The sequence below is a fragment of the Streptomyces sp. IBSNAI002 genome (assembly GCF_052244475.1).
Classification (GTDB): domain Bacteria; phylum Actinomycetota; class Actinomycetes; order Streptomycetales; family Streptomycetaceae; genus Streptomyces.
On record NZ_JBQPXG010000003.1, the window covers coordinates 198,349 to 219,195 of the forward strand.

Genomic DNA, 20,847 nt, shown 5'->3' on the forward strand with positions numbered 1-20,847 from the left:
GGCGGGAGCGCCTGGAACACACTTACCCGCCAGTAGGTCCCGCTTGTCGTATCCCGTGAGCGGCGCGGTCGAGCTGGGCCTGGCCGCGGGCCTCGTCGTTCCCGCGACACGCCGGACAAGTGCCCGCGCCACCGCCGCCTTCTTCGCGGCCGTGTTCCCGGCAAACGTGAAGATGGCCTACGACTGGCGGCATCGCCCGGCGCCCGCCCGGGCCCTCGCCTACGCACGGCTTCCCTTGCAGATCCCGCTGATCCTCTGGGCACGCAGCGCCGCCCGCGACGACCGGTGACGGCGAACCCGCTCGACGAGCGGTGAGCGAGCCGCAGGGAACAGCAGGATCGGCCCGGCCCTATGTGTCTCCTACCGTGGTCCTCCGGTCTTCAGCAGCTTCCCCTGGGCGCGGCGGCCTTGGGCGACCGCGAGGGGGGCGGCACGCAGGGCCAGTCGGGGCAGCGCGTCGGCGATCCGAGCCTGCAGTCCTCGCCACCTGGGGATCGTGGTGACCGGCTTCGGTCGGTCGAGCACGGTGGCCACGGCGGCGACGACCTCCTCGGGTCGCAGGAGCTTGCCGGAGAAGGACAGGGCCGAGGCGGGGTCGTCGAGTTTGTCGTGGAGCATCGGGGTCCAGATCCCGTCCGGGCATACGCACGAGATGTCGATGTCCTTGACGCCGGCGAGGCGGAGATCGGCGAGGGTGCTCAGGCTGAATCCGATCGCCGCGTGTTTCGACGCCGCGTACACAGCCTCGCCGGGAACGAGCGTGATACCGGCGAGGGAGACGGTGTTCACGATGTGGCCGCCACCGCGGCCGCGCATTGCGTCGATCGCTGCCACGGTGCCGTTGACGGTTCCCAGGGCGTTGACCTCCAGCATCAGCCGGCGGGTCTCGGGGCTCTGCTCCCAGGCGGGTCCCGTCACCAGGACGCCGGCGTTGTTCACCCATACGTCGAGACGGCCGGTCCGGTCGAGGATGTGGTCGCGGGTCGCGTCGACCTGGGTGTGGTCGCGCACGTCGAGGGCTCGGGCTTCGGCGCGCTCGCCGAGCTCGGCGGCGGTCGCGCGGGCGGCCTTCTCGTCCAGGTCGGTGACCAGCACGGTGTGGCCGCGTTGCACCAGCAGCCGGGCGATCAGCCGGCCCAACCCGCGGCCGGCGCCCGTGACGACGGCGCCCGCGGGTGTGCGCGGGCTCATCGGAGGCCCGCCTTGATCTGGCCGTAGGCGATCCCGCCGTGGACGTAAGTGGGCACGACCGGCCAGAAGCGCTTCCACGGCGCGAGCTCGGTGGAGGGCAGGATCTGCAGCCACCTCGGGTCGCGTCGGCAGGGGTCGGCCAGCGTCTTCTCCTTGATCATGGAGTCGTACTGGTCCAGGGAGTCCTCAAGGGTGTTGGCGTTGGGGACGATCTCCCGGCCGAAGTCGCGGTGGTACTTCCGGATGCCGGGGATCCGGGAGAGCTCGGGCTGCCAGTTGTCCAGGGAGATGCCGTTCTCCGAGGACACCCAGACGCCGTCCGGGGTGTTGATCACCAGCGAGTGGTTGCCGTCGGTGTGTCCGGGCGTCCACAGCAGGGCGATGCCCGGGCCGAGCTCGATGTCGCCGTCGAAGGTGACGAACTTGTCCGGGTCCACGCCGTCGAGTCCGCCGTCGACGTACCAGGCCCACTGCATCGGGTGCAGCGACTGCAAGGTGGCCAGCTCACGGCTGTGCACCAGCATCCTCGCGCCGCCGAACAGCGGCCGGCGCGGCGTGGTCTCCCCGTCGATGACCTTCGTCGATCCGAGGATCATCCGCGGGTCCTGCACATGGAGGTGGTCGAAGGTGCAGAAGTCGATGTCGTCGGCGCTCAGGCCGACCTTGGACAGGACGTCGCCGGGTTCGTTGTAGTACTTCAGCACGACCTTCTCGGCGAGCCGGCCGCCGGGAATCCTGTCCATGAGCCGCCGCAGGTTGCGGTAGAACGGCGCCTCGGCCGAGCCGTCCGGGACGGTGGGCTCGAAGACCAGCGTCCGGGGCCGGCCGTTCCAGTCGTCGTACTGCACCACGATCATCCGGTTGATCATCGAGATCAACGGCAGCGTCGGTACCGAGACCGCGCCGTGGAAGGCGTACGCGACCGGGTAGGGCGCCGCCGCGATGTCCACGGACTTCACCGCCCGGACCTGTCCCTGCGCCTTGAACCGCTCCTTGTACGCCGCGGCTGCCTCGCGGACCGCGCGCAGCCGGTCCCCTCGTGGCCACACCTCGTGGACTCCGTCGAATTCGGGGATCGGGCGGGCTCCGATGCCGGCCAGGTGGTCGGCCGATTGGCTGTGCTGCACGATGCGTCGCTCCTCGTCGTCTGCGGCACTCAGGCCCGTCAGCATGGCCCTCGGCACCCCCGGAAACTTGTTCTCGCGCGACAGACTTCCGAGGGCTCCGGATCAGGAACCGCCCGTCCTGCGCAGTTCGCGGGGGGTGACTCCGTACCATCGGCGCACGGCGTGGGTCAGCGAGGACTGCTCCGTGAATCCCGCCAGGGCGGCGACCTGCCCGAACGGCAGATTCGTGCACGTGATCCACCGATGCGCCGCCTCACGACGCACATCGTTCAGGATCGCCTCGAAGGAGGTCCCCTCTTCGGCCAGTCGGCGCTGGAGGGTGCGGGGGTGGGCGGCCAGCAGCCGGGCGGCGTTCGCCACGCTGGGCGTGGCCGTCCCGAGCGTCTCGGCCAGGGCGAGCCTGACCTTGGTGGCCGCGGACTCGCCCGGCTCACGGTAGTCACGGCTCAGATGCTCGACGGCGATCCGCCGGATCGCCTCGTCCGCGCCGGCGAATCGCTCGTCGAGGACGCGCCGCTCGACGCAGAGGGCCCCCGTCGGGGCGCCGAACCGCACGTCCGAACCGAAGAAGTCCAGGTACCTGCGCACAGGAGACACAGGCGCATGCGGCAGCTCGACCGAGCGCAGACCGCTCAGACCGCTCAGACCGCCGAGGAGCAGGGCCGCGACGCGGTGGAACAACCCCAGACCCAGCTCCATGGCCTGCGGCGAGTACAGCGACTCGCGCAGGTCCTTGCGGTAGGTCAGCGCGACCACCCCGCGGCGGCCTCGCGGGTCGGGCCCGACGGCGACGCTCAGTGCGGGACTGTGCACGAACATGAACCTCGACGCGCAGTCCAGGGCCTCGGCGACCGTGGAGGAGGACTCGATCGCGACGGCCAGCGGCCCCAGCACGGTCAGGTCCTGGCGCTCGGCCAGCCTCAGCCCGAGATCGCGACATGCCAGCTGCTGCGCCGCCGCGTCCAGCATCCGGTCGTGGGCCGTGATGGACACGAGCCCGTCGTCGGACTCCAGAACCTGCCGAGGAATGCCGAACCGGTTGAGCAGCATGTCGACGTCACCGCCCAGCTCCTGGACCAGCGGTGCGAAGCCCCGCAGGCTGGAGACACGGATCATGGGCCCCATGCACGGCATGGTAGTCAACCGGTCGAAAGCCGGGCGAGCGGCGACTGCCCCGGCTCGGGGCCACCGGACTGCCCCAGCCCGGTGGACGCCGATCGCTGACGGCGTCCTCTTCGGCTATGGACGATGCCTGAGGCGGCCGTCGCGGAGCCGGGCGGCACGGTCGGCACGGTCGGCACGGTGATCTTGTCTCCCACCTCGACCTCGTCGCTGCGGCGTCCACCTTGCCCGGCCCCCGGACCGCGCCCGACACGCGGACTCCCGCTCACTGGGACGTCCTCCGGGTCATCCCGCCCACCTCCGAATGGCAGGCCACGCCTGCCACGTTCACGGAGAACACCCAGCACTGTCTCGGCGCTCTGGTCGGGTGGCCCGGGGGAATCTCCCCCGGTTCCCACAGATCCCGGCGTGAGCCTCTCGACTCACCGGGCTCTTGTCGTCCTGATCACCAGGCCGCACGCATCCATGGCCAGTGGGCGAACATTCGCGCACCTGGACACGTGGGTGCCAGCCGGGTGACGGTGGCTGTGCTGTCTCGGGGCGGCGGTGTCCGGGGTCAGTCGTGGGAGGGTGTGGGCGCGGGCGCGGGTGTGTGGAGGTACGTGGGAGGGGTGTGGAGCGAGAAGGGCCACAGACGCACCGAGCTGCCGCCGCCGGCTGTGGCCAGCCTCCCCCAGTCGGGGCTGAGGGCGACCGGCACGGAGCCCAGCCCGTCGGCGATCTCAGCCTCGCCGGTGACGGTTCGGGTCGCCGTGGACCACAGGAGCAGCTTCGCGGATCCGCCGACGTAGGCAACGGTGGCGATCGAGTCGCCGTCCGGGCTGGGCATCACCCGGTCAGCCCTCTCCGTGCCGAACAGCGTGATGCTCGAGTCGGTCCGGTCGTTCAGGCGTAGCCTGTCGCTCCCGCTGATGACGGCGCTTCCGTCGGGCGTGAACGCCACTGACTGCAAGCCGCTGTCCACGGCGTTCAGCTCTGTCGGCTTCGAGTCCGACCCCGGCTCCCACAGTCGGAGTTTCCCGTCCTCGTCACCGATGGCGAGGGCCTTCCCGTCAGGGCTGAACGCGAGGGCCGTCACCGCTTCCCAGTCGCCGCCCGCCGTGTCGGCGAGCGCGCCGGTGGCGGCGTTCCAGAGCAGGACATCGCCGTCGCCGTCGGTCGCGAGGGTCTTGCTGTCCGGGCTGAACGCCATCGGGTACGACACTGGGCCCTTGCGGCCCAAGGTGTGGGTGAGGGTTCGGGTCGCCACATCCCAGAGGTGCACACGGGGTATGGGGCCGTTGGTGCCGGTGGCCAGAGTCCTGCCGTCCGGGCTGAACCGGACCTCGCGTACCTCGATCGGATATTCGTCCCGGGCAGGGTCCGGTGGCATGAGGAGGGTGGCGGCAAGGGTGTGGCCGGCCACGTCCCAGAGCCGCACGGTGTCGTCCTCGCACCCCCCGGCCAGGAGAGTGCCGTCGGGGTTGAACGCCAGGGACAGCACACGGCTCCGAGCGTCGGTCAGCACGGTCCACGGCGGGGGTGCCTCGGCCGCGTCCCCGTCGAAATGCCTTATGGCGAGGGCGGACGCTCCCCCCACCGCGGCGAGCGCGGCCAGTCCCCCCAGGAGGACGCTGCGACGGCGCGGGCCGGGCGGACCCGCGCTACGCGCAGTGCCCGCGAGCCCGTCCGGCACGGCGGAGGCGGTGGGCATGTCGGCGAACCCGATACCGATACCGGGGGCGGGTGCACGGCCGGAGTCGGGGTCGGGTGCAGGAACGAGGTCCACAACCACCGTGGGCGTGCGCACGGGGGCTTCGGGCCCGCCAGCCGCGCCCCTGAGGGCTCGCAACCTCTGCGCGGCGGCTGGGGCGTCGGGACGCCCCGCCGGGTCCTTGGCCAGGAGTTCACCGAGCAGCTCCGCCAGCGGCCCCGCGTGTGCGGACGCCGGGGCAGGTTGCGTCAGTACGGCCGTGATGACCGCGGTCAGGGTCGGCCCGTCGAACGGCGGCCGCCCTTCGACAGCCGCGTACAGCGTGGCACCGAGCGCCCACAGGTCTGCCGGAGCCTCGACGCGGCGGCCCTCCAGCTGCTCCGGAGGCATGAACTGCGGTGTGCCGATGACGGTGTTGGTCGCCGTCAGGTGCTGGGTGGCGTCGAGGAGTCGGGCAATGCCGAAGTCGGCGATGACCGGTCGGTCCCTGGCGAGGAGGACGTTGTCAGGTTTGAGATCACGGTGTACCACCCCGGCGGCATGGGCGTGCGCGAGGGCATCCGCGATCCCGACGCCGAGGTCAGCAACGCGCTCCCAGTCGAGGCGGCCCTGTGTCCGGACGAGTTCCCCGAGCGAGGGACCGGCGACGAACTCCATGACGATCCACGGAACGCCGCGGTGGTGCACCACGTCGTGCACGGCCACCACACCCGGGTGACGGAGCCGGGCTGCGGCCCGCGCCTCCCGCTCCGTCCTCGCGATCAGCTCGGACCGCAGACCCGATGCCGCTTCGTCCGGCACCAGCACTTCCTTGACCGCCACTTCACGGTCGAGGCGATCGTCGTGAGCACGCCACACACGGCCCATTCCGCCGCGACCGATCGCCTCGACCAGTCGGTAACGCCCACCCACCAGCTCTCCGGCTGCGCTCGTCATACCGGTCACCCTAGAGCCGTGCCCTCCCGTCGCCGCGTCCGGCCCGGTCAACCGGGGCCGCGGGTGAGGACGGGCGCGTTCCCAACTTCGGCTCGGGACCGGCGGCCTCGCATGTTGCGGTGTCGCGTATTCCTTGTCGCCGCGCGAGACGGCTTCGCTGTTCCTGCCGCACGACGGCGGAGCAGACGGCTCCGTCCACTTCGAAGAGCCCATGGAGGGGACGAAGCTCCCTCGTGACCGTGAACGGGTCTCACCGCGCCCGGGTCGGTGCGGGCGGCGTCTTGCCAGACCCGCTGGCGCCTACCGGCAGGCCAGCTGACCCTGCCATTCCCCTGTTCGGGGGCGTCACCGCGTTGTGAGCCGCGGGTCCACCTCGCCACGGACAGGACTCTGCACGCTCAGCTTCCTGGTGTTCTCCCGGCCGTGGACGAGGCCGACGCATCGGCCAGGTCACGGCGCCGTCGACGCCCGCACGAGACGGCAGGGGGTGCGGTGCTGATTTTCGCCATGGTGACGCCGTTGATCCCCTGCGGCATGGCGATCCGCCGCTCGCCACCTCAGTATTCGCATGCCAGGATCCAGGTGCCGTTGCGGCAGTGCTGGAAGCCGAAGCGTGACCACGCGCGGCCAAGACGCTCGCGGGCCACATCTACAGGGGTGTCGTCGTCTTCCAGGGACCCGGGGACGAGCGCGATCACCCCGGCCCCGTGGCTGAGGTAGTCCAGGGCCAGCCCGGTGAGGTAGATGCCGAGCCCTTGGCCCCGAAAGCGCCGGTCCACGATGACGCGGTCGACGCTCGTGGTCTTGCCCGGAAGGGCAGGCCATGGCGCTCCGCCGCTTTCCCTGATCAGCCTGACCGTGCTGTGGCTGGACCGCCACGAGATGACGCCGCCACTGTTCCTCTCGTGGGCGATGGCGAGGTGGGTCGTCGTCGGCTTCGTGGTCGACGGGCCCTCGCCCTTGCTGGTCCTGCTGGTCGCGGCCGGCCTGGCAGGGCCGGACCCCGGCCCTGCGGATGCTGTCCGGTCCGTCTCAATGAGGACGCGGGCTTGGATGCAGAACCCCGCCAGGTCACGCAGGACTTCGAACTGCTCGGTGCCGGCGAGGCTCTCAAACCAGCCGACGCCCTGATCAAGCGGGCGGATGCCTTGCGCCAGCACGTTCAGGACCACCGCGCGCTCGTCCGTCCCGCCCCACCTCCACAAGACCTCAGGCCGTCAACCTTGCGCGGCCATCGAACCAGATCGCGAAGTGTGACTGAGTATTAGCCGGTTACGACAGATTTGAGAGCTTCGAGGTACTGGCTTTCCGACGGGATCGTGTACAGACTCAGGTCTCCCTTGAAGGTGACCATGACTGGGCAGCTGGAGTCCCTACCGACCAGCTCAACCGGTTCCCCGACCTGCTCGCCGGTGCGCGCCTCGTACACCGTGATCTCTACGGTCGCGCTCCGCATCCCGACCGACTCGCTCGTGAAGTCGCAGGTGGCGACCTCATCACCGGCGTCGGTCTGCTCCGTGCACGCGACGAGTTCCACCTGGTCGGGATCTTCAGGGTTGAACGGGTTGTCGCTCTCCCCCGCGCGGATCGACACTTTCGACTGTGAACTGTCGTCCTTCCGGGCACTCTCGAACACAACGATGGGGTGCGGCCCCGAACCGGGTTCGTAGGCCGGCGCTCCAGGAATCTCGCGTCCCCCGCAGAGGGTGCCGTAGTCGTGGAAGTTCTCCGCCACCTGATGCACGGGCCCCTGCGTCCACTGGACGACAGCGTAGATCCCGGCCGCGGGGATGCCGACCACGATCAGCACGGCGACCAGACATCCGACCGTCCGCTTCACAGCGCCCCACTCCTTGTCCTGCTTGCCCGATGGCTCCCTGGTTCTGGGCTGCTCGTTCAACGACTTCCTTCTCTCCTGAGTGGGCATTCCGGGGCGGAGAGGAACAACAAGTCAGCGGGTGTCGGCAACTGTCGCCGCCACCTGCGTAATTACCTCGTCTCCCCCGCGAGGCCACACGAGACGGTAGAGGATCTGTCGCATCGCGACAAGTGACTGGCGGCCCGTCGTCCCCCACAACCGCCCGGCCGTAGGGCGAGGCGCGCGGGTCCGATAAGCACAGCAGCCAGCTTTGATTAATGGACGTGTCTCACGCTACGGCAGCGAACGAGCCGCTCTCTGGCTGTGCGGCTATTCATGCGGGGCGTCGCTGAAGGTGAGGGCGAGAACGGCTTGGTCGTCATCCTCTGTTGCGGCGGCCCAACGGGTGACGTCCTGTTGCAAGAAGGACACGATGTCTTCGGGTTGCGGTGAAGGAACGTTGCGGAAGCGGTCTGCGAGGCGTTCGACGATTGGGTAGAAGACGCCTCGTTCGTCGCGGGCCTCGCTGAGGCCGTCGGTGTGGGCGACGATCACCTGGCCGGGGAGCAGCGGGTGCACGGTGGTGTCGGCGGGTGTGGTGGACAGGTTGCCGAGGCCCAGTGGCAGGGCGGGTGAGGTGGGCAGCCGGTAGGCGCCGTGGGAGCCGACGATGATGGGGGCTGGGTGCCCCCGGTCGACGATGTGTACTTCGCTGCTTCCGGGCGGAATCTGCATGAGGAGGGCGGTGACGAACAGTTCGGTGTCTGTGGTTCCGTTGCCGTCGCTGCCGGGGCCGTTGCGGGCGATGCTGAGTTCGAGGCGGTCTGCGAGGGAGGCGAGGTTCTGCCATTCGTGGGCTGAGACGCGGAAGCTGCCCAGAACTGCTGTGAGGTTCCCCCGCTGTGCGGGAGTGGTTGACTAGCTGGTCAGGGCGGGTTGACGTGGTTTCAGGTTCACTTGTTCGGTGGCTGCCTGGTTGGCGTAGTGCTTCTCCTCGAACTCGATGGGGCTGAGGTAGCCGAGTCGTTCCTGGATGCGGTGGGGGTTGTAGAAGCCGTCGATGTAGTTGAAGAGTGCGAGGTTCGCCTCGGCACGTGTGGCGAAGACGCGGCCGCGGACGCACTCGGTCTTGACAAGCATCCACAGATTCTCGGCGAGGGCGTTGTCATACGAGTCGCCGACGGAGCCCATGGAGGCTTGGATCCCGGCTCTGAGCAGGCGTGTTGTGAGCTTCACGGACGTGTATTGGCAGCCGTGGTCGGCGTGGTGAATGAGTTCGCCGGTGATGGGCTCGCGGGAGGCGAGGGCGTACTCAAGCGTGGTCAGGACCAGGTCGGCGTCGGCGCGGGCGGAGGTTTCCCAGGCGACGACGCGGCGGGAGAAGGCGTCGCGGATCGCGGAGAGCCACAGCGGGCCCTCCAGTGTGGCGATCATGGTCAGGTCGGTGACCCACAGCCGGTTCGGCCCGGTCGCGGTGAAGTCGCGCCCGACCAGGTCCGGGGCGAGCTCGGCGTTCGGGTCGCGGCGGGTGAAGCCCTTGGCCTTGCGGGGACTGAGGCCCTGGAGGCCGGCCTGGCGCATGAGCCGTTCGACGCGTTTGCGGCCGACTCGGGTGCCCTCGCGCCGCAGGACGGCGTGGACGCGCGGTGAGCCGTAGATCCCGCCGGAGGCGTCGTGGACCTGGCGGATACGGTCCGTCAGCTCGATGTCCCGGCGGCGCCGCTCGCACGGCTCCTTCTCCGCCCGGCGCCAACGGTAGTAGGTGGAAGAGGGGAGGGAGAGTTCCCGGAGTACGGGCTCGACCCCCAGGTGTGGGTGCTCGTCGAGGAGTCCTGTCACCTGGGCCGGGTCGGGTCGAGCTGCGCCGCGAAAAAAGCCGACGCCGTCCGCAGAACCTCATTCGCCCGCTTGAGCTGGACATTCTCCTTCCGCAAGGCCGCCAGTTCCTCACGCTCCGCGGTGGTGAGCAGGTCTCCCCGTTCGCCGGCGTCGGCCTCGGCCTGACGGATCCAGTTCCGCAGAGCCTCGTGATGCACACCGAGATCCTCGGCCATACGACGGATCACCGGCTTCGGCTCCGCGGCGCGATACATCCGCACCGCACGCTCACGCAACTCCAACGGATACTTCCTCGGTGCGGACATCGTCCGGGTTCCTCTCATGAGACCCATCTGACCCCCTGTCACCCATCCCCGCATCTCGGGGGAACCTCACTGTGACGGTCTGTACTGCGTCGAGGCCTTTGCCTCGTACGTCGCCGATGATGGCTCGCACTCCGAACGGGGTGACACAGGCGTCGTACAGATCGCCCCCGACTAGGGTGCCGCCTTCGCCGGCCGTGTAGAACGCGGCGGCGGTCACCGGTCCGAGTCGACGGGGTGGCGCGCGTAGGACGGTTCGCTGAATGGTGTCAGCAACGGAGTCCGCGCGCACGAGGTGTTCTCTGGCGCGACGGAGTTTCACGGACAGCATGGTGCTGGCGACGCCGATGAACAAGGTGGCGCCGTAGAGGGCCACGTGGTGTTGCTCGCCGAGATGGCCCGGGCGAAGCGATGCCAGGAGGAGCTGGAGACCGAGACAGACTGCGGTGGAGAGTGCGGTTGCCCGCGGGCCATGTGTCGCGGCGACCAGCGGTGGAACTCCTGTCAGCATGAAGCTGGCGGGTTCTTGCCCGTGCACGGCCCATTCGGCGAGCAGGACGGCGCCGACTACGGCAAGCGGCAGCCATCGCAGCCATCCCCGGGGCAGTGTCAGCGCGCGCTGCTTCGGCAGAGGGCTACTTTGTGACATAGCTGGCACTGTACGAGTCACTGCTGTGAAAATCCGGACACGGCATGCACAGAGTGTCACGTGGGATCCTGCGGAGCGTCGAACGCGGCCTGCCTGGGAACGAGTGCGGGAATTTCACAGTTTTCGGTCCTCGGGGGGCACGCGGCGTCGTCGGTGTGCGCGGCCGTTTCGGGGGCCTCAGTGGCGGGTGGCGTCGGCGTTGGGGGTCGTCGGATTGCCGACGGCGGGGGCGGACGGGCCAGTTCGATCCTGGCGGTGACGGTCTTGCCTTCGGGTTCGCGGCGGGCTGTGAGGTCCTTGCTGACGGCGCGGACGATTTCCAGGCCGTGTCCGCCGGCGCGGGCCGGATCGACGGGCAGCGTTGTCGGCAGTTCCGTGTTGGTGTCCTGGACCGTGACCGCCAGGAGCCTGCCGGTGATCTGAAGGGTCAGCGTGTGGGGTCCGTGGGCGTACTTGCGGGCATTGGTCACCAGCTCAGTGACGACCAGCGAGACGATGTCCGTGTCCGGGCCCGACACGGTCAGACCGTCCTCGACGACCAGATGGCGCAGGAAGCCGCGGGCCAGGTCTCTGGCCGGGGCAACCTCGGCCTCGGAGTGGTAGGTGGCCGTGACGGACCTGACGGCGGCAGGCTCCCGGTCTGCGCCGTCCGCGATCAGATCCATGGCATCCGTTCCGACATGTACGCCCGGTCCCCCGTGGCTGGAATCTACCCCCGCTTCGCCCTCACACACAGCGCGAAGGCGGACACCTCGACCGTGAGTTTGTGACGCGCCTCGCAGGGCAATCCTCCTTGCGCCCGCATCCTGGTCTCCGACCGGGTGAAGCAGGCGCTGCCACCGTTTCCTGGCCCTTGCCCGGGGGTGTTGTCAGTACGTGAGCACCATGATCAGTTCCCCGATAGTGACCTCGCCGGCCCTCGCAGCGAACGCTGATGAGGAGGACACCTCCGGCATAGACCTCAGCTGCACCTCTCACTGCGACTTCCTGCGGGTGCGGCTCGCAGGAGAGGTCGACCACTTCAGTGCGGCACCGTTGCGGATCATGCTGGCAGCGGCCGCGGCCTACGGCTACCGGCACGTCGATCTCGACACCCGGGCCGTCACGTTCTGCGACTCCGCTTTGCTCGCAGCGATCTCCGCCTGGTGCCACCACGGCCGCACCGTGTCCCATACCTCCACGTCCAAGACCGTCCGCCGCCTCTTGACCATGGAGCGCGACCTCGCCTGCCGGAAGGCACCCGGGGCATGCGGGGTGAGGGGCCGGTGATCTTCAGCCTCTTGACCACCGTGCCCGCCATCCTGGCGCTCTTCCTGACGCTCAGCTCACCGAAGCACGAGGCGCGCCGGCGCCGTGTGAACGGCAGAGCACGCTGACCGACCCCCTGGTCCGGGTGGCCCCTGCTCGCCGAGCGAGCAGGGGCCACCCGGCTTGGTCCTTCTCACGATCCGTCAAGCAACCTGCAGCCGGGGCGTCCGGTTTTCGATCGTCGATGCGACTTCCGGGTGAATGTTCGGGATCTCGCGTCACGGCTGCGGCGCACGGATTGTCACATCGATATGACAACAGCGCATCAGATCTTCCCCCGTCAGGTCACCCACGCCGGGACACGGACTTCCCGACGGCGGCCCTGTGATCTGCCCGAGCCGGGTGAGCGGCGTCAGCTGCGTGAGCAGTGGGGCCTGTCGACCCGGCAGGTGGCTATGGCGTTCGGGGTGACCCCGGCGACGGTGCGGTCCTGGGAGGCCGGTCGTTCGGCACCCCGGGGCAGCCGTAAGCAGGCCTACCGTCGGTTCCTGGCGGGTCTGGCCCAGCATGGCCGTGCCACCCAGCCCGGTGCAGCGGTGCCCAGCGGGGACCGTGGTCGGCGTCCGGCAGCAGGCATCCTGCATCCGGCGCCCCCGCCGGCCAGCGTCGTGGCCCCGGCACAGCCGCGGAACGTTCCGCCCCGGTCAGCGCGTTGCCCCGTACCTGTTGCAGCAGGAGCGATGCACGTCGCCGTGAACCCAGCCGATCCTGTTTCGCCGGAGCGGATCCGCCGCCTTCGACTGCTGGGGGCCGCGGCCTGCGTGTGGTCGCTCGCCCTGTGGGTGATCCTCACCTGCCCACCGCCCGTCTAGCAGCGCCGTCCTGGTGTGGTGGCAGGGTCACACGATGCCGCTGACGGTCACCCTCACCGTTTCGGGTGCTGTAACTGCCGCTTCGGCGGCTGCCGCCCGCACAGCCCTGGCTGTGCGGGCGGCCTGGTGCTGGGCGCGAAGGACGAAGTCGACCTGCAGCCCGGCGACCGCCCCCCGGGAATCGAAGGTGATGCGCACCGCGGAACTCGAGTCCTGCGGCCCACGGGGGGACTGCGGGCTCGTACCCGCCGTGCGCAGCAGGCTGCGCAGGCCGGGGCGCAGGCAGGCGACGCCGGGCACGGCGAGGACGGCTTGGGTGACCGTCTGGGTGAGGGCCTTGGCCCGGTCGCTCTTCACGGCCTGGTCTCCTGCGGCTGGTCCGGGGCATCGTGGAGGTCGGTGACGGTGACATGCAGGTCCGAGACGGCCATGCCGAGTCGTTCCCGGGCGGCGCATGTGAGCCTCTCGCGGACCGCCTGGGTGGTGGCCTGCAGGTCGTGTCCGTACCCGACGGTGATACCGATGTGAACGGTGACGGGTCCTCGTGTGGATCTAGTGCGGCTGCCGGGCGGGGTAATGCGGCAGCTCCCGGCGCGCACTCCGGGCACGTCCTCGGCGGCGGCGCGCAGGGTGCGGGCCGCGACGGACTCGTAGATCCAGCTGTCCTCGTCCACTTCGCCCAGCGGCAGGTTCCGTCCTGGGCGCAGTTCCAGGCGGACCGCGTCCATGACCCGTCGCACCACAGCGGCGGTGTCGATGTCAGCGGGTGGTGTGCTGGGCGGGGGGAGGGCGGCTGCACGCAGGTGCTCCAGGTCGGCGACAGCTTCCCGGCAGTAGGCGCAGGCGTCGGTATGCGGGTCGGTTCCCGGCCCGCCGGCCTGTTCCCACACCGAGGCCAGGTCCCTGCCGCAGGCAAGGAGTTCAAGGTCTTCGTCCTCGGGGGTGTCGCGGGGATGGGGGGTGTTCATCGCCATGCGGCCATCGCCTCCGTCAGCATGCGCCGGGCCCGAAACACGCGTGCGCGGACCGCTTCGGGCCGGATTCCCACCGCCTGGGCGATCGTCTCGTAGGGCTGGCCCTCGATCTCCCGCAGGACCCAGCAGACCTTCTGCTCCGCGGACAGGCAGCCCATGGCCTGGGCGAGGTCGCGTACGACAGCCTGCGATTCGGCAGCGCGGGCGGGTGAGGACTGGTGTTCGGGTGCGGCTGGCTCGGCGACCGCGTCGAGGTCGGCGGCGGGTCTGCGGGCCCGCAGCAGGTTCAGGCACCGGTTGGTGACGATGCGGTGCAGCCAGGTACCGAACCCGGCTTCGCCCCGGTACTCGGGCAGGCTGCGCCACGCGCTGACGAAAGCGTCCTGGACGGCGTCCTCGGCTTCGGCTCGGCCGCCCATGATTCGTTCGGCGAGTTGCAGCATGGCCGGGGAGTGGCGGTGCACCAGCATCTCGAACGCCTCCTCGTCTCCTTCCGCTGCCCGCACGGCCAGCAGCCGGTCGCCGGCCTCGGCCGTTTCCTCATGTCCGTCCGGGCCCCACCGAGCGTTCAACGCGGGCTCCTTCCAGCCTCCACTGCTTTGACACCGCCTGCCCGGGTTTCGTTACGCCGCACCGATACGCACTGCTGTTCACCCGTTCACGCAAGAGGTCCGTAACGGATGGCGGCCTCGCGGTGTCAAAGGAGTGCAATCGCATACGGACAAGTTCAGGGAGCATCCGTGACCGCAACGCAGGAGAAGAGCCCGGCCCGTCAGGATCACGCCAACGGGACTGTGCCGGCGGGGCGCACCGAGGTGAGCGAACCGGCTGGTACGCGCGGCAGGACGTCGATCGCGGACACGGTGGTCGTCAAGATCGCCGGGAGGGCGGCGCGGGAGATTCCCGGCGTTCACGACATGGGCGGTGGCCTGTCCCGGACGCTGGGCGCCGTACGTGACCGGGTACCCGGCGGGCGACCCAACGTCGGGCGTGGAGTGAAGGTCGAGGTGGGCGAACGCCAGGCCGCCATCGACGTGGAGCTGGTCGTGGAGTACGGCGTCCCGGTCCCCGATGTCGCCCGCGACGTCCGGGAGAACGTGATCGGCGCGGTGGAACGGATCACCGGACTGGAGGTCGTGGAGGTGAACATCGCCGTCACCGACGTCCACCTGCCCGGCGACGATGAGGACGACGCCACCGACACACGGGTGGCCTGACCCTCACACACCGCGTCTGTGCACGGATGTCGTCGATGAGGGAAGGGAAGGCAGTCATGGGCAAGGACGCCCTCGGGCTGATGGTCGGAATGGCACTGGGATTCGCCGGCTGGTTCGGAGGGTTCGGCGCGTTCCTCCTGGTCGCCGCCCTCGGCGGGCTCGGCTGTGCGGCCGGCCTCTACCTGGAGCGGGGCGGGGACCTGCGTGATCTCCTGATCGCCGAGCGCAGGCCACGGTGAGCGCCGCCGAGCGGGGCGTCACCATCGTCGCCGACCGGGTGGCGGCCAAGATCGCCCGACAGGCAGCCGCCGAAGTCACCGTCCCGGTCGGCGGGCGCGTCCTGCGCAGCACCGCATCTCGCACCGGACGCTCCGTCGAGGTGACCGTGGAGGTAGAAGTGCCACTGCCGACACCCGGCAGCCCCGGCCAGATGGCCCACCTCCGCCATCATCTGACCGAACGCACACGCCATTTGACCGGGCTGGCCATCGCGCCCGCAGGCATCCGGGTCCGCAAGCTCACCCACGACCCCACCTGTCCCAAGCCGGAGGCCGGCGAGCGGGCACCGTCCACGGCGCGCAGGCCCTGGTCCCAACGACGTCCCGCTGCCACAGCTCTGGCCGCCACTGTGGCCGCGCTGTCCGTCCTGTTGCTGTGGGCCGTCCTCCAACAGCATTTCCCAGGCATCGCCGCACCCCCCGTCAAGCAGGTGAAGGAACTGACTCAGCAGTTTGCAAACCGGTCCCTCGTGCGCCCGGTGGCGGTCGTAGCGGCGGCCGCCGGGGCGTGGCTGATCTTCCTGGCTCTTACCCCCGGGCACCGACGGATGCTGGCACTGGGCTGCCCGCCACAGGCCCGGGCCCAAACCACGCGCACACACGCCGCACGTCTGGTGCGGGCGGCCATCGCCGACGTGCCCGGCCTGCGGGTGCGCCGCGTCCGCTTCACGCCCCGCAAGGTCACCGTGCGCGCTGAAGCAACGTTCGGAACGCTGCTGGACCTCCGCAACGCGACGACCGAGGCCATCGCGCGCACACTCGAGACCCTGGCCCTGGCTCGGCCGCCCAAGGTGCGGCTCGCACTCCACGACACCCGCAACACGCATGCCGCTGCGACCGGGCGGCCAGCACAGGAGTGTGCGGATGCGTAGCCGCACGGTGGCCAACCGGACGGTGCTCGCTCTCGCCGGACTCACCCTCCTCACCGCCGCTGCGGTCGCAGCCCCCGGGATCGAGGATCAGGTCGTCCTCGGTCTCAGGCACCTTCGGCAAGCCGGGTCCAGGCCTTTGATCCTTGCGGGGTGCCTTGCTCTCACGGCCTCGCTGGCCCTGCTCACTGCGCAGATCCCGCGGCGGGCCCCACGCCACCTGAGCCTTCCGGCGCCCGGCTGCCACCTGGACAGCCGGGCTGTCCGCCACGCAGTCCAAGCCGAATGCTCCGCCGTCCCAGGGGTCGCACGAGCCCGCTGCCGCCTGACCGGCCGCGGGCACACCATAGGCCTGTTCATCGCCCTCACGGTGGACAGCACAGCACATCCCGGCGACATCATCGCCGCAGTGTCGGACGGCGTCCTGCCTCAGATCGCGACCCTGCTCGCACCCCGGAGTCTTAAGACCCGAATCCGTCTGCGCGTCCAACGACCCCGCCCGCACCGGGCGCTCTAGAGCAGCCCCAACAACGCCAGTCGAGGAGAATCGGGTAGCCCGTCCGTGTGGAATCCCTGGTGCCGGCGGCCGGATGTGGGGGGCAGATGATGCGAGCTGCGCATCATTGCACTACGCACGGAGCAGCGGCATGCCCGTCGCGCGGCTGTGGCCGCCCCCTCTTCTCGCGGCCACAGCCCTTACCGCCCAGCGGTGCCGGCCGGTCGGTACCTGTCCACACAGGTCAGCGACGCGGCTACGCCCGCCTGGCTTTGACGGTGACGGCTGTGGGCCGCTGTGACCGCAGACCGATGGTTCCCGTCGTCCTAGGGCATTCCTCCACCGATGGTGACGGTCCCACTCGCAACGGTGGTCGAGGAAGGGTGCAACTTGTGCCGGACCTCATAGTCGACCTTGTCGCCGGGCTTGAAGTGCTTGGCGTCGACGGTCTGGCTCATGCCCCACTTGGCGCCGTCCGTCCAGGAGGAGCCCTCATCCTCGTCGTTGTCGCTGGTGGTGTGGGCGTTGGTGGTGTAGTACCACTGGCCGAGCCAGACGAAGTCCTCCGAGGAACCCGTCCGCTTCGCGTACAGCTCGCCCTGGGTGGATGCGGTGCCGGCCTCTACATCGCCCTTCGCCTCGATGGTCACGTGGGTCGGCGGAATGCCGATGATGAGGTTGATGGTGTCGACAGTTGCCATACGGGCTCCCTATGTAGAGATCAACAGCGTTGCGGAAAGCTACCACTTGAGGACGTTCCGTGTGCGCGGATGACTTGATCAAGCTGCTCAGGAACGCGAACGGTGGACCGATGCTCGGTTGCGTGGCCAGCCCGAGGAGCTGGCCACTCGATTCCAAGGTGGAGACAGATTTGGCCTTCCGGGTGGAGCCACCCGTCATTGTCAAAGCCACGGGTCGCCGGACCGGGCCGCATCGCAGGGCCGCGAACGTACGACGTGCCCCAGGTGTTGCGCGTCTCTCCCGCCCGCTTTCGCCGCGACCATGCTGCGCCATCGCCTTTCCGCATTCCCCGGCGGAGCGCGTAGCCATAGCGGCGCCGGAACCTGGGACGGAGCTGCTGGGGGCGCCGGCTCCGCGCCGCTAGCAATCATCTTCCGGACTTCCGTCAGTTCGTGAGCGCGCGGACGGTCAGCCCGACTCCGACCAGCATGACCAGGCCGGCGGTTCCCACCGGAGCGATGCGTGCAGCGGTGGCCCGTAGCCTGCGGGCGACGTCGCTGTTGCTGCTGGCCTGTAGCCGCTGTTTGACGTGGAGCAGGAGGAGCCCGGCAAGGGTGAGGGTTCCTGCCATGCCCAGGCCGTAGGCGAGGACGAGCAGTACACCGAACGTGGTACGGCCCAGCGCGACCGCGCCGAGGAGGACGACGAGGGCGGAGGGGCTGGGCACCAGTCCGCCGGCGATGCCCATCCCGATCAGGCCCGCCTTCCCGGCCCGGCGGTGGGCTCGGCTGTGCGGCGACGGTTCGTGGGTGTGGTCCGTGCCCGTCGTCGGTGCCGTGAGGACCAGGGTGGTGGTGGAGGCTGGCGCGGGCGCGGTGGTGTGCTGCGGGGGCGCGGGGCGGGCAGGCGGCACTGTGGGCTGGTGTTCGCCGCCGTGGCGGTGCCCGTGCCCGTGGCCTTCCCGCCCTTCGTGATCATGATGATGATGGTGGCCGTGGCCGTGGCCGTGGCCGTGATGGTGGTGGTATCCATGGGGGTGGCGGTTGCGTAGTGCTGAGGTCAGGAGCCACAGGCCGATGGCGGTGACGATGAGTCCGCTTGTGGTACCGAGCCAGGCGAGGACGGACTCTCCGGCGAGGTGGGTGGCTGCGGGCAGGGCGAGTCCGAGGACGAGGACGCCTGCGGTGTGGGTGAGGGTGACGGTCGCGCCGACGGTGACGGCGTCTCTGCGGGTGCCGCGGCGTCCGGCGAGGTAGGCGGCCATGATTGTTTTGCCGTGGCCGGGCAGCAGGGCGTGGGAGGCCCCCAGGATGAGGGCGAGGAGCAGCGCGAGCACCCCGACGGGGACGGTCAGTTCGCGTCGCGCGACCAGCGAGTCGAACCAGCCGGACAGCCCGGCGGCCGCGGCTTCGGCCGGGCCGGCGTCCTGTGGAGTGCTCGCCGCGTGGGCGGCGGGCGTGGCGTGGAGGTCGGCGGTGCGCTGGTCGAGGGGGGCGTCGAGCGGGTCGGGCGGGTAGCGGCGCAGTTCGCCGGTGGGTGAGGTGGCGGGGAGGTCGGTACCGGTGATGTGCAGGCCGATGCCTTTGACGGTGATCTCGCGCCAGCCGATGCGGGTGGTGTCGTAGGTGGTGCGGGCGGTGATGTCGCCGCCGCGCTGGAGAGCGGCCGGGGCGGAGTACGTGCAGGTGAGTCGGCTGGTTTTCAAGCCTGCCTCGCCCGGCTCCCAGATCAGCTGTGTGGACTTCGGTTGCCAGCGGGCAGGCCCTGCGGCCGTCCGCAGGTGGAGCCGGCCTGCTAGTTCGGCACATGTGCTCTTCGCGTACCGGCTGGCTTCCGTGTCGGTGAGTGCGCCGTCGTGGTCGGTGTCGACGGCGGGGCGCTCTTGCAGGGAGGCGATTTCGGCGCGGTCGACGACGATCGTGGCGTCGATGCGGTCCGGGTGCAGGACGAGGCCGGTGTGGTAATTGACGGTGAAGTTGCCCAGGGGGTGGGCGGGTGTCGCCGCGGAGGCCGGTGCGGTAAGGCAGGAGGCGGCGAGCAGCCCGACGCCGGTGAGGGTGAGGGCGGTGCGGGAGTAGGGGTTCATGGGCGGGGGCCGATTCGCTCGAGCAGAGCACGCGCGTGGCCGGCGTGCAGGGGATGGAGTGCGGGTGCGCGGCCGAGGGCGTTTTCGAGGTCCTCTCGGGCTGCGGTGTCGTCGCCCAGGGCGTGATGGATGGCGGCGCGGTGGTAGGACCAGAGAGCCTGGCGGGTGCCGAGGGCCAGGGCCTTATCGGCGTGGGTCAGGGCTTCTCGGTCGCGGCCGGCGCGGTGCAGTGCCCAGGCGTAGGCGTCGTGGACGGCGAGGAACGGCCTTCCTCGCAGTGCTTCTTCGGCCATGGCCACGGCCCGTGCGGGGCTTTGGTGGTCGGCTTCGAAGAGAACCGCGTCGGTGTCGGGCGGGCTGCCCGCTGATGCCCGCAAGGTGTCCTGGGCCTTCAGCAGCGCGTACTGGGCGTCGGCCTGGGGTTGCTTGCCGAGGCGTTCGTACATTTCGCCCAGAGCGAGCACCACGTGGGGCAGGGGGACGGTGTTCGCGGCGCGCTGCCAGTCGGCGAGTGCCTGGTCCGTCCGGCCCAGGGCTGCGTTGGCGCGTGCCCGGGCGTCGAGGAGGGCAGCGTCGCCTGGGGTGGCCCGCAAGCCTTGTTCGGCTTCGTTGAGGGTGCGTTGCGCATCGCCGTCTTCGAGGGCGAGTTGGGACAGGCAGGTGTGGGCGAAGGCGCGTTCGCTGTCGGTGGCGGCCGCAGTCAGGGAGCGGCGCATCAGTTCGGCGGCCCGCTTGGTGTTGCCGCGCAGTTCGAAGGTGTAGGAGGCGCGGGCCAGGGAGGCTGCGTCGGGGCGCAGGTCGTTCATCTTCTGCACGGCCTGCTCGGCGTCCTGGTAGTGGCCGAGCTGGGTGTGTGCGTCGGCCAGGACGCCGTAGGCGGCGGGGTTGTAGGGGTCGCTGGTGATGGCCTTGTTCGCCCAGGTGCGTGCGGTGGTGAAGTCGTGGCGGGCGGCGGCGAGTGCGGCCATGCCGGTTTCGGCGCCGGTGTTGCCCTGCGGTTGGAGGGCGAGGGACCGGCGGAAGGCCTGTTCGGCTCTGGTGTACGCGGCGGGGTCGGTGGTGGTGCGGGCCTGTTCGATGTGGGCCATTCCGAGGGCCGACCAGGCGTCGAAGTCGCGCGGCAGCCGCTCAAGGCGTGCGGTGAGGGCCTGGACCGTGCCGGCGGGCCGGGTGTCACGGAGGGTGGAGGGGGTCGTTTCGGGTGGGCCGGGGTTGGCGGGTTCGATGAGGACGGCACCGGCTGCGAACATCGCGGTGCCCAGCGCAAGGGTGATGGCGATGGCTAGGAGTCGGCGGCGGCTGCGTCCGGGAGTGCGCGTTTCACGGTGCATCAGGGGTGCTCTCTCTGCTTGATGCGACGTGCTCTGGGGCCGGACCGGGTGCGGTCCGGCCCCAGAGCCCTGATGAAG

22 protein-coding genes and 2 pseudogenes are annotated in these 20,847 nt (G+C 69.9%); 7 read left to right on the forward strand and 17 right to left on the reverse strand.

Features of this window, described 5'->3' with window-relative positions:
* Window positions 1-55 precede the first annotated feature (55 nt).
* A pseudogene (locus ACTVZO_RS40765) lies at window positions 56-289 on the forward strand (hypothetical protein); the annotation flags it as partial.
* Between the two features lie 71 nt (window positions 290-360).
* Here the strand turns inward: ACTVZO_RS40765 and ACTVZO_RS40770 are convergent.
* The 11 genes from ACTVZO_RS40770 to ACTVZO_RS40820 all read right to left on the reverse strand — a co-directional run bounded on the left by ACTVZO_RS40770 (window position 361) and on the right by ACTVZO_RS40820 (window position 11,382).
* A complete protein-coding gene (locus ACTVZO_RS40770) occupies window positions 361-1,191 on the reverse strand; it encodes an SDR family oxidoreductase (RefSeq protein ID WP_443303633.1) in 831 nt (276 codons plus the stop codon).
* A complete protein-coding gene (locus tag ACTVZO_RS40775; protein WP_443303634.1) occupies window positions 1,188-2,318 on the reverse strand; it encodes a hypothetical protein in 1,131 nt (376 codons plus the stop codon). Before ACTVZO_RS40775 ends, ACTVZO_RS40770 begins: the two co-directional genes overlap by 4 nt.
* Before the next feature lie 102 nt (window positions 2,319-2,420).
* On the reverse strand, window positions 2,421-3,443 hold the full coding sequence (locus tag ACTVZO_RS40780) for an AraC family transcriptional regulator (RefSeq protein WP_443303635.1): 1,023 nt from the start codon (window positions 3,441-3,443) through the stop codon (window positions 2,421-2,423).
* 553 nt (window positions 3,444-3,996) lie between these two features.
* Window positions 3,997-6,069 carry a WD40 repeat domain-containing serine/threonine protein kinase gene (locus ACTVZO_RS40785; protein ID WP_443303636.1) on the reverse strand — a complete coding sequence of 691 codons (2,073 nt, stop codon included), beginning with the start codon at window positions 6,067-6,069 and terminating at the stop codon, window positions 3,997-3,999.
* A gap of 557 nt (window positions 6,070-6,626) precedes the next feature.
* The gene (locus ACTVZO_RS40790) at window positions 6,627-7,241 is read right to left on the reverse strand and encodes a DUF5958 family protein (RefSeq protein ID WP_443303637.1); all 615 of its coding nucleotides are present in this window, start codon (window positions 7,239-7,241) and stop codon (window positions 6,627-6,629) included.
* Between the two features lie 92 nt (window positions 7,242-7,333).
* Window positions 7,334-7,969, reverse strand: a complete 636-nt coding sequence (locus ACTVZO_RS40795; protein ID WP_443303638.1) for a hypothetical protein — start codon at window positions 7,967-7,969, stop codon at window positions 7,334-7,336.
* A gap of 288 nt (window positions 7,970-8,257) precedes the next feature.
* Entirely contained in the window at window positions 8,258-8,806 is a 549-nt protein-coding gene (locus ACTVZO_RS40800; protein ID WP_443303756.1) for a PP2C family protein-serine/threonine phosphatase, read from the reverse strand.
* Window positions 8,807-8,845: 39 nt separating this feature from the next.
* Window positions 8,846-9,766, reverse strand: coding sequence for an IS3 family transposase (locus tag ACTVZO_RS40805; RefSeq protein ID WP_443297102.1), 921 nt, complete (start codon window positions 9,764-9,766; stop codon window positions 8,846-8,848).
* The gene (locus tag ACTVZO_RS40810) at window positions 9,763-10,047 is read right to left on the reverse strand and encodes a transposase (RefSeq protein WP_443297103.1); all 285 of its coding nucleotides are present in this window, start codon (window positions 10,045-10,047) and stop codon (window positions 9,763-9,765) included. Before ACTVZO_RS40810 ends, ACTVZO_RS40805 begins: the two co-directional genes overlap by 4 nt.
* Window positions 10,034-10,444: a hypothetical protein gene (locus ACTVZO_RS40815; protein WP_443303639.1), complete on the reverse strand. Its 411-nt coding sequence runs from the start codon at window positions 10,442-10,444 to the stop codon at window positions 10,034-10,036. Before ACTVZO_RS40815 ends, ACTVZO_RS40810 begins: the two co-directional genes overlap by 14 nt.
* Before the next feature lie 329 nt (window positions 10,445-10,773).
* Entirely contained in the window at window positions 10,774-11,382 is a 609-nt protein-coding gene (locus ACTVZO_RS40820; protein ID WP_443303640.1) for an ATP-binding protein, read from the reverse strand.
* A gap of 220 nt (window positions 11,383-11,602) precedes the next feature.
* Here ACTVZO_RS40820 and ACTVZO_RS40825 point away from each other — a divergent pair, with 220 nt between their 5' ends.
* From ACTVZO_RS40825 to ACTVZO_RS40835, 3 genes and pseudogenes are all read left to right on the forward strand, one after another.
* Window positions 11,603-11,986 (forward strand): STAS domain-containing protein, encoded by a 384-nt coding sequence (locus ACTVZO_RS40825; protein ID WP_443303641.1) that lies wholly within the window; start codon window positions 11,603-11,605, stop codon window positions 11,984-11,986.
* A 290-nt stretch (window positions 11,987-12,276) separates the two neighbouring features.
* Window positions 12,277-12,477: pseudogene (locus ACTVZO_RS40830) on the forward strand (helix-turn-helix domain-containing protein); the annotation flags it as partial.
* Between the two features lie 228 nt (window positions 12,478-12,705).
* Window positions 12,706-12,837, forward strand: coding sequence for a hypothetical protein (locus tag ACTVZO_RS40835; protein ID WP_443303765.1), 132 nt, complete (start codon window positions 12,706-12,708; stop codon window positions 12,835-12,837).
* A 27-nt stretch (window positions 12,838-12,864) separates the two neighbouring features.
* On the opposite strand, the gene ACTVZO_RS40840 is transcribed toward ACTVZO_RS40835, so the two are convergent.
* The 3 genes from ACTVZO_RS40840 to ACTVZO_RS40850 are packed head-to-tail and all read right to left on the reverse strand — an operon-like array spanning window position 12,865 to window position 14,281.
* Window positions 12,865-13,194: a hypothetical protein gene (locus tag ACTVZO_RS40840; RefSeq protein ID WP_443303642.1), complete on the reverse strand. Its 330-nt coding sequence runs from the start codon at window positions 13,192-13,194 to the stop codon at window positions 12,865-12,867.
* A complete protein-coding gene (locus ACTVZO_RS40845) occupies window positions 13,191-13,811 on the reverse strand; it encodes an Asp23/Gls24 family envelope stress response protein (RefSeq protein ID WP_443303644.1) in 621 nt (206 codons plus the stop codon). Before ACTVZO_RS40845 ends, ACTVZO_RS40840 begins: the two co-directional genes overlap by 4 nt.
* Window positions 13,802-14,281, reverse strand: coding sequence for an RNA polymerase sigma factor (locus tag ACTVZO_RS40850; protein WP_443303757.1), 480 nt, complete (start codon window positions 14,279-14,281; stop codon window positions 13,802-13,804). The genes ACTVZO_RS40845 and ACTVZO_RS40850 overlap by 10 nt, the downstream gene beginning before the upstream one ends.
* Window positions 14,282-14,551: 270 nt before the next feature.
* On the opposite strand from ACTVZO_RS40850, the gene ACTVZO_RS40855 reads away from it, so the two are divergent.
* From ACTVZO_RS40855 to ACTVZO_RS40865, 3 genes are read left to right on the forward strand one after another with little or no spacing between them, the layout of a single operon-like run.
* A complete protein-coding gene (locus ACTVZO_RS40855; RefSeq protein ID WP_443303645.1) occupies window positions 14,552-15,028 on the forward strand; it encodes an Asp23/Gls24 family envelope stress response protein in 477 nt (158 codons plus the stop codon).
* 56 nt (window positions 15,029-15,084) lie between these two features.
* The gene (locus tag ACTVZO_RS40860) at window positions 15,085-15,267 is read left to right on the forward strand and encodes a hypothetical protein (RefSeq protein ID WP_443303646.1); all 183 of its coding nucleotides are present in this window, start codon (window positions 15,085-15,087) and stop codon (window positions 15,265-15,267) included.
* Window positions 15,264-16,178, forward strand: a complete 915-nt coding sequence (locus tag ACTVZO_RS40865; protein ID WP_443303647.1) for a DUF6286 domain-containing protein — start codon at window positions 15,264-15,266, stop codon at window positions 16,176-16,178. Before ACTVZO_RS40860 ends, ACTVZO_RS40865 begins: the two co-directional genes overlap by 4 nt.
* An 819-nt stretch (window positions 16,179-16,997) precedes the next feature.
* On the opposite strand, the gene ACTVZO_RS40870 is transcribed toward ACTVZO_RS40865, so the two are convergent.
* The 3 genes from ACTVZO_RS40870 to ACTVZO_RS40880 form a co-directional block, all read right to left on the reverse strand.
* Window positions 16,998-17,372: a hypothetical protein gene (locus tag ACTVZO_RS40870; RefSeq protein WP_443303648.1), complete on the reverse strand. Its 375-nt coding sequence runs from the start codon at window positions 17,370-17,372 to the stop codon at window positions 16,998-17,000.
* Between the two features lie 425 nt (window positions 17,373-17,797).
* On the reverse strand, window positions 17,798-19,438 hold the full coding sequence (locus ACTVZO_RS40875) for a nickel/cobalt transporter (RefSeq protein ID WP_443303649.1): 1,641 nt from the start codon (window positions 19,436-19,438) through the stop codon (window positions 17,798-17,800).
* The gene (locus ACTVZO_RS40880) at window positions 19,435-20,769 is read right to left on the reverse strand and encodes a tetratricopeptide repeat protein (protein WP_443303650.1); all 1,335 of its coding nucleotides are present in this window, start codon (window positions 20,767-20,769) and stop codon (window positions 19,435-19,437) included. Before ACTVZO_RS40880 ends, ACTVZO_RS40875 begins: the two co-directional genes overlap by 4 nt.
* Window positions 20,770-20,847 lie beyond the last annotated feature (78 nt).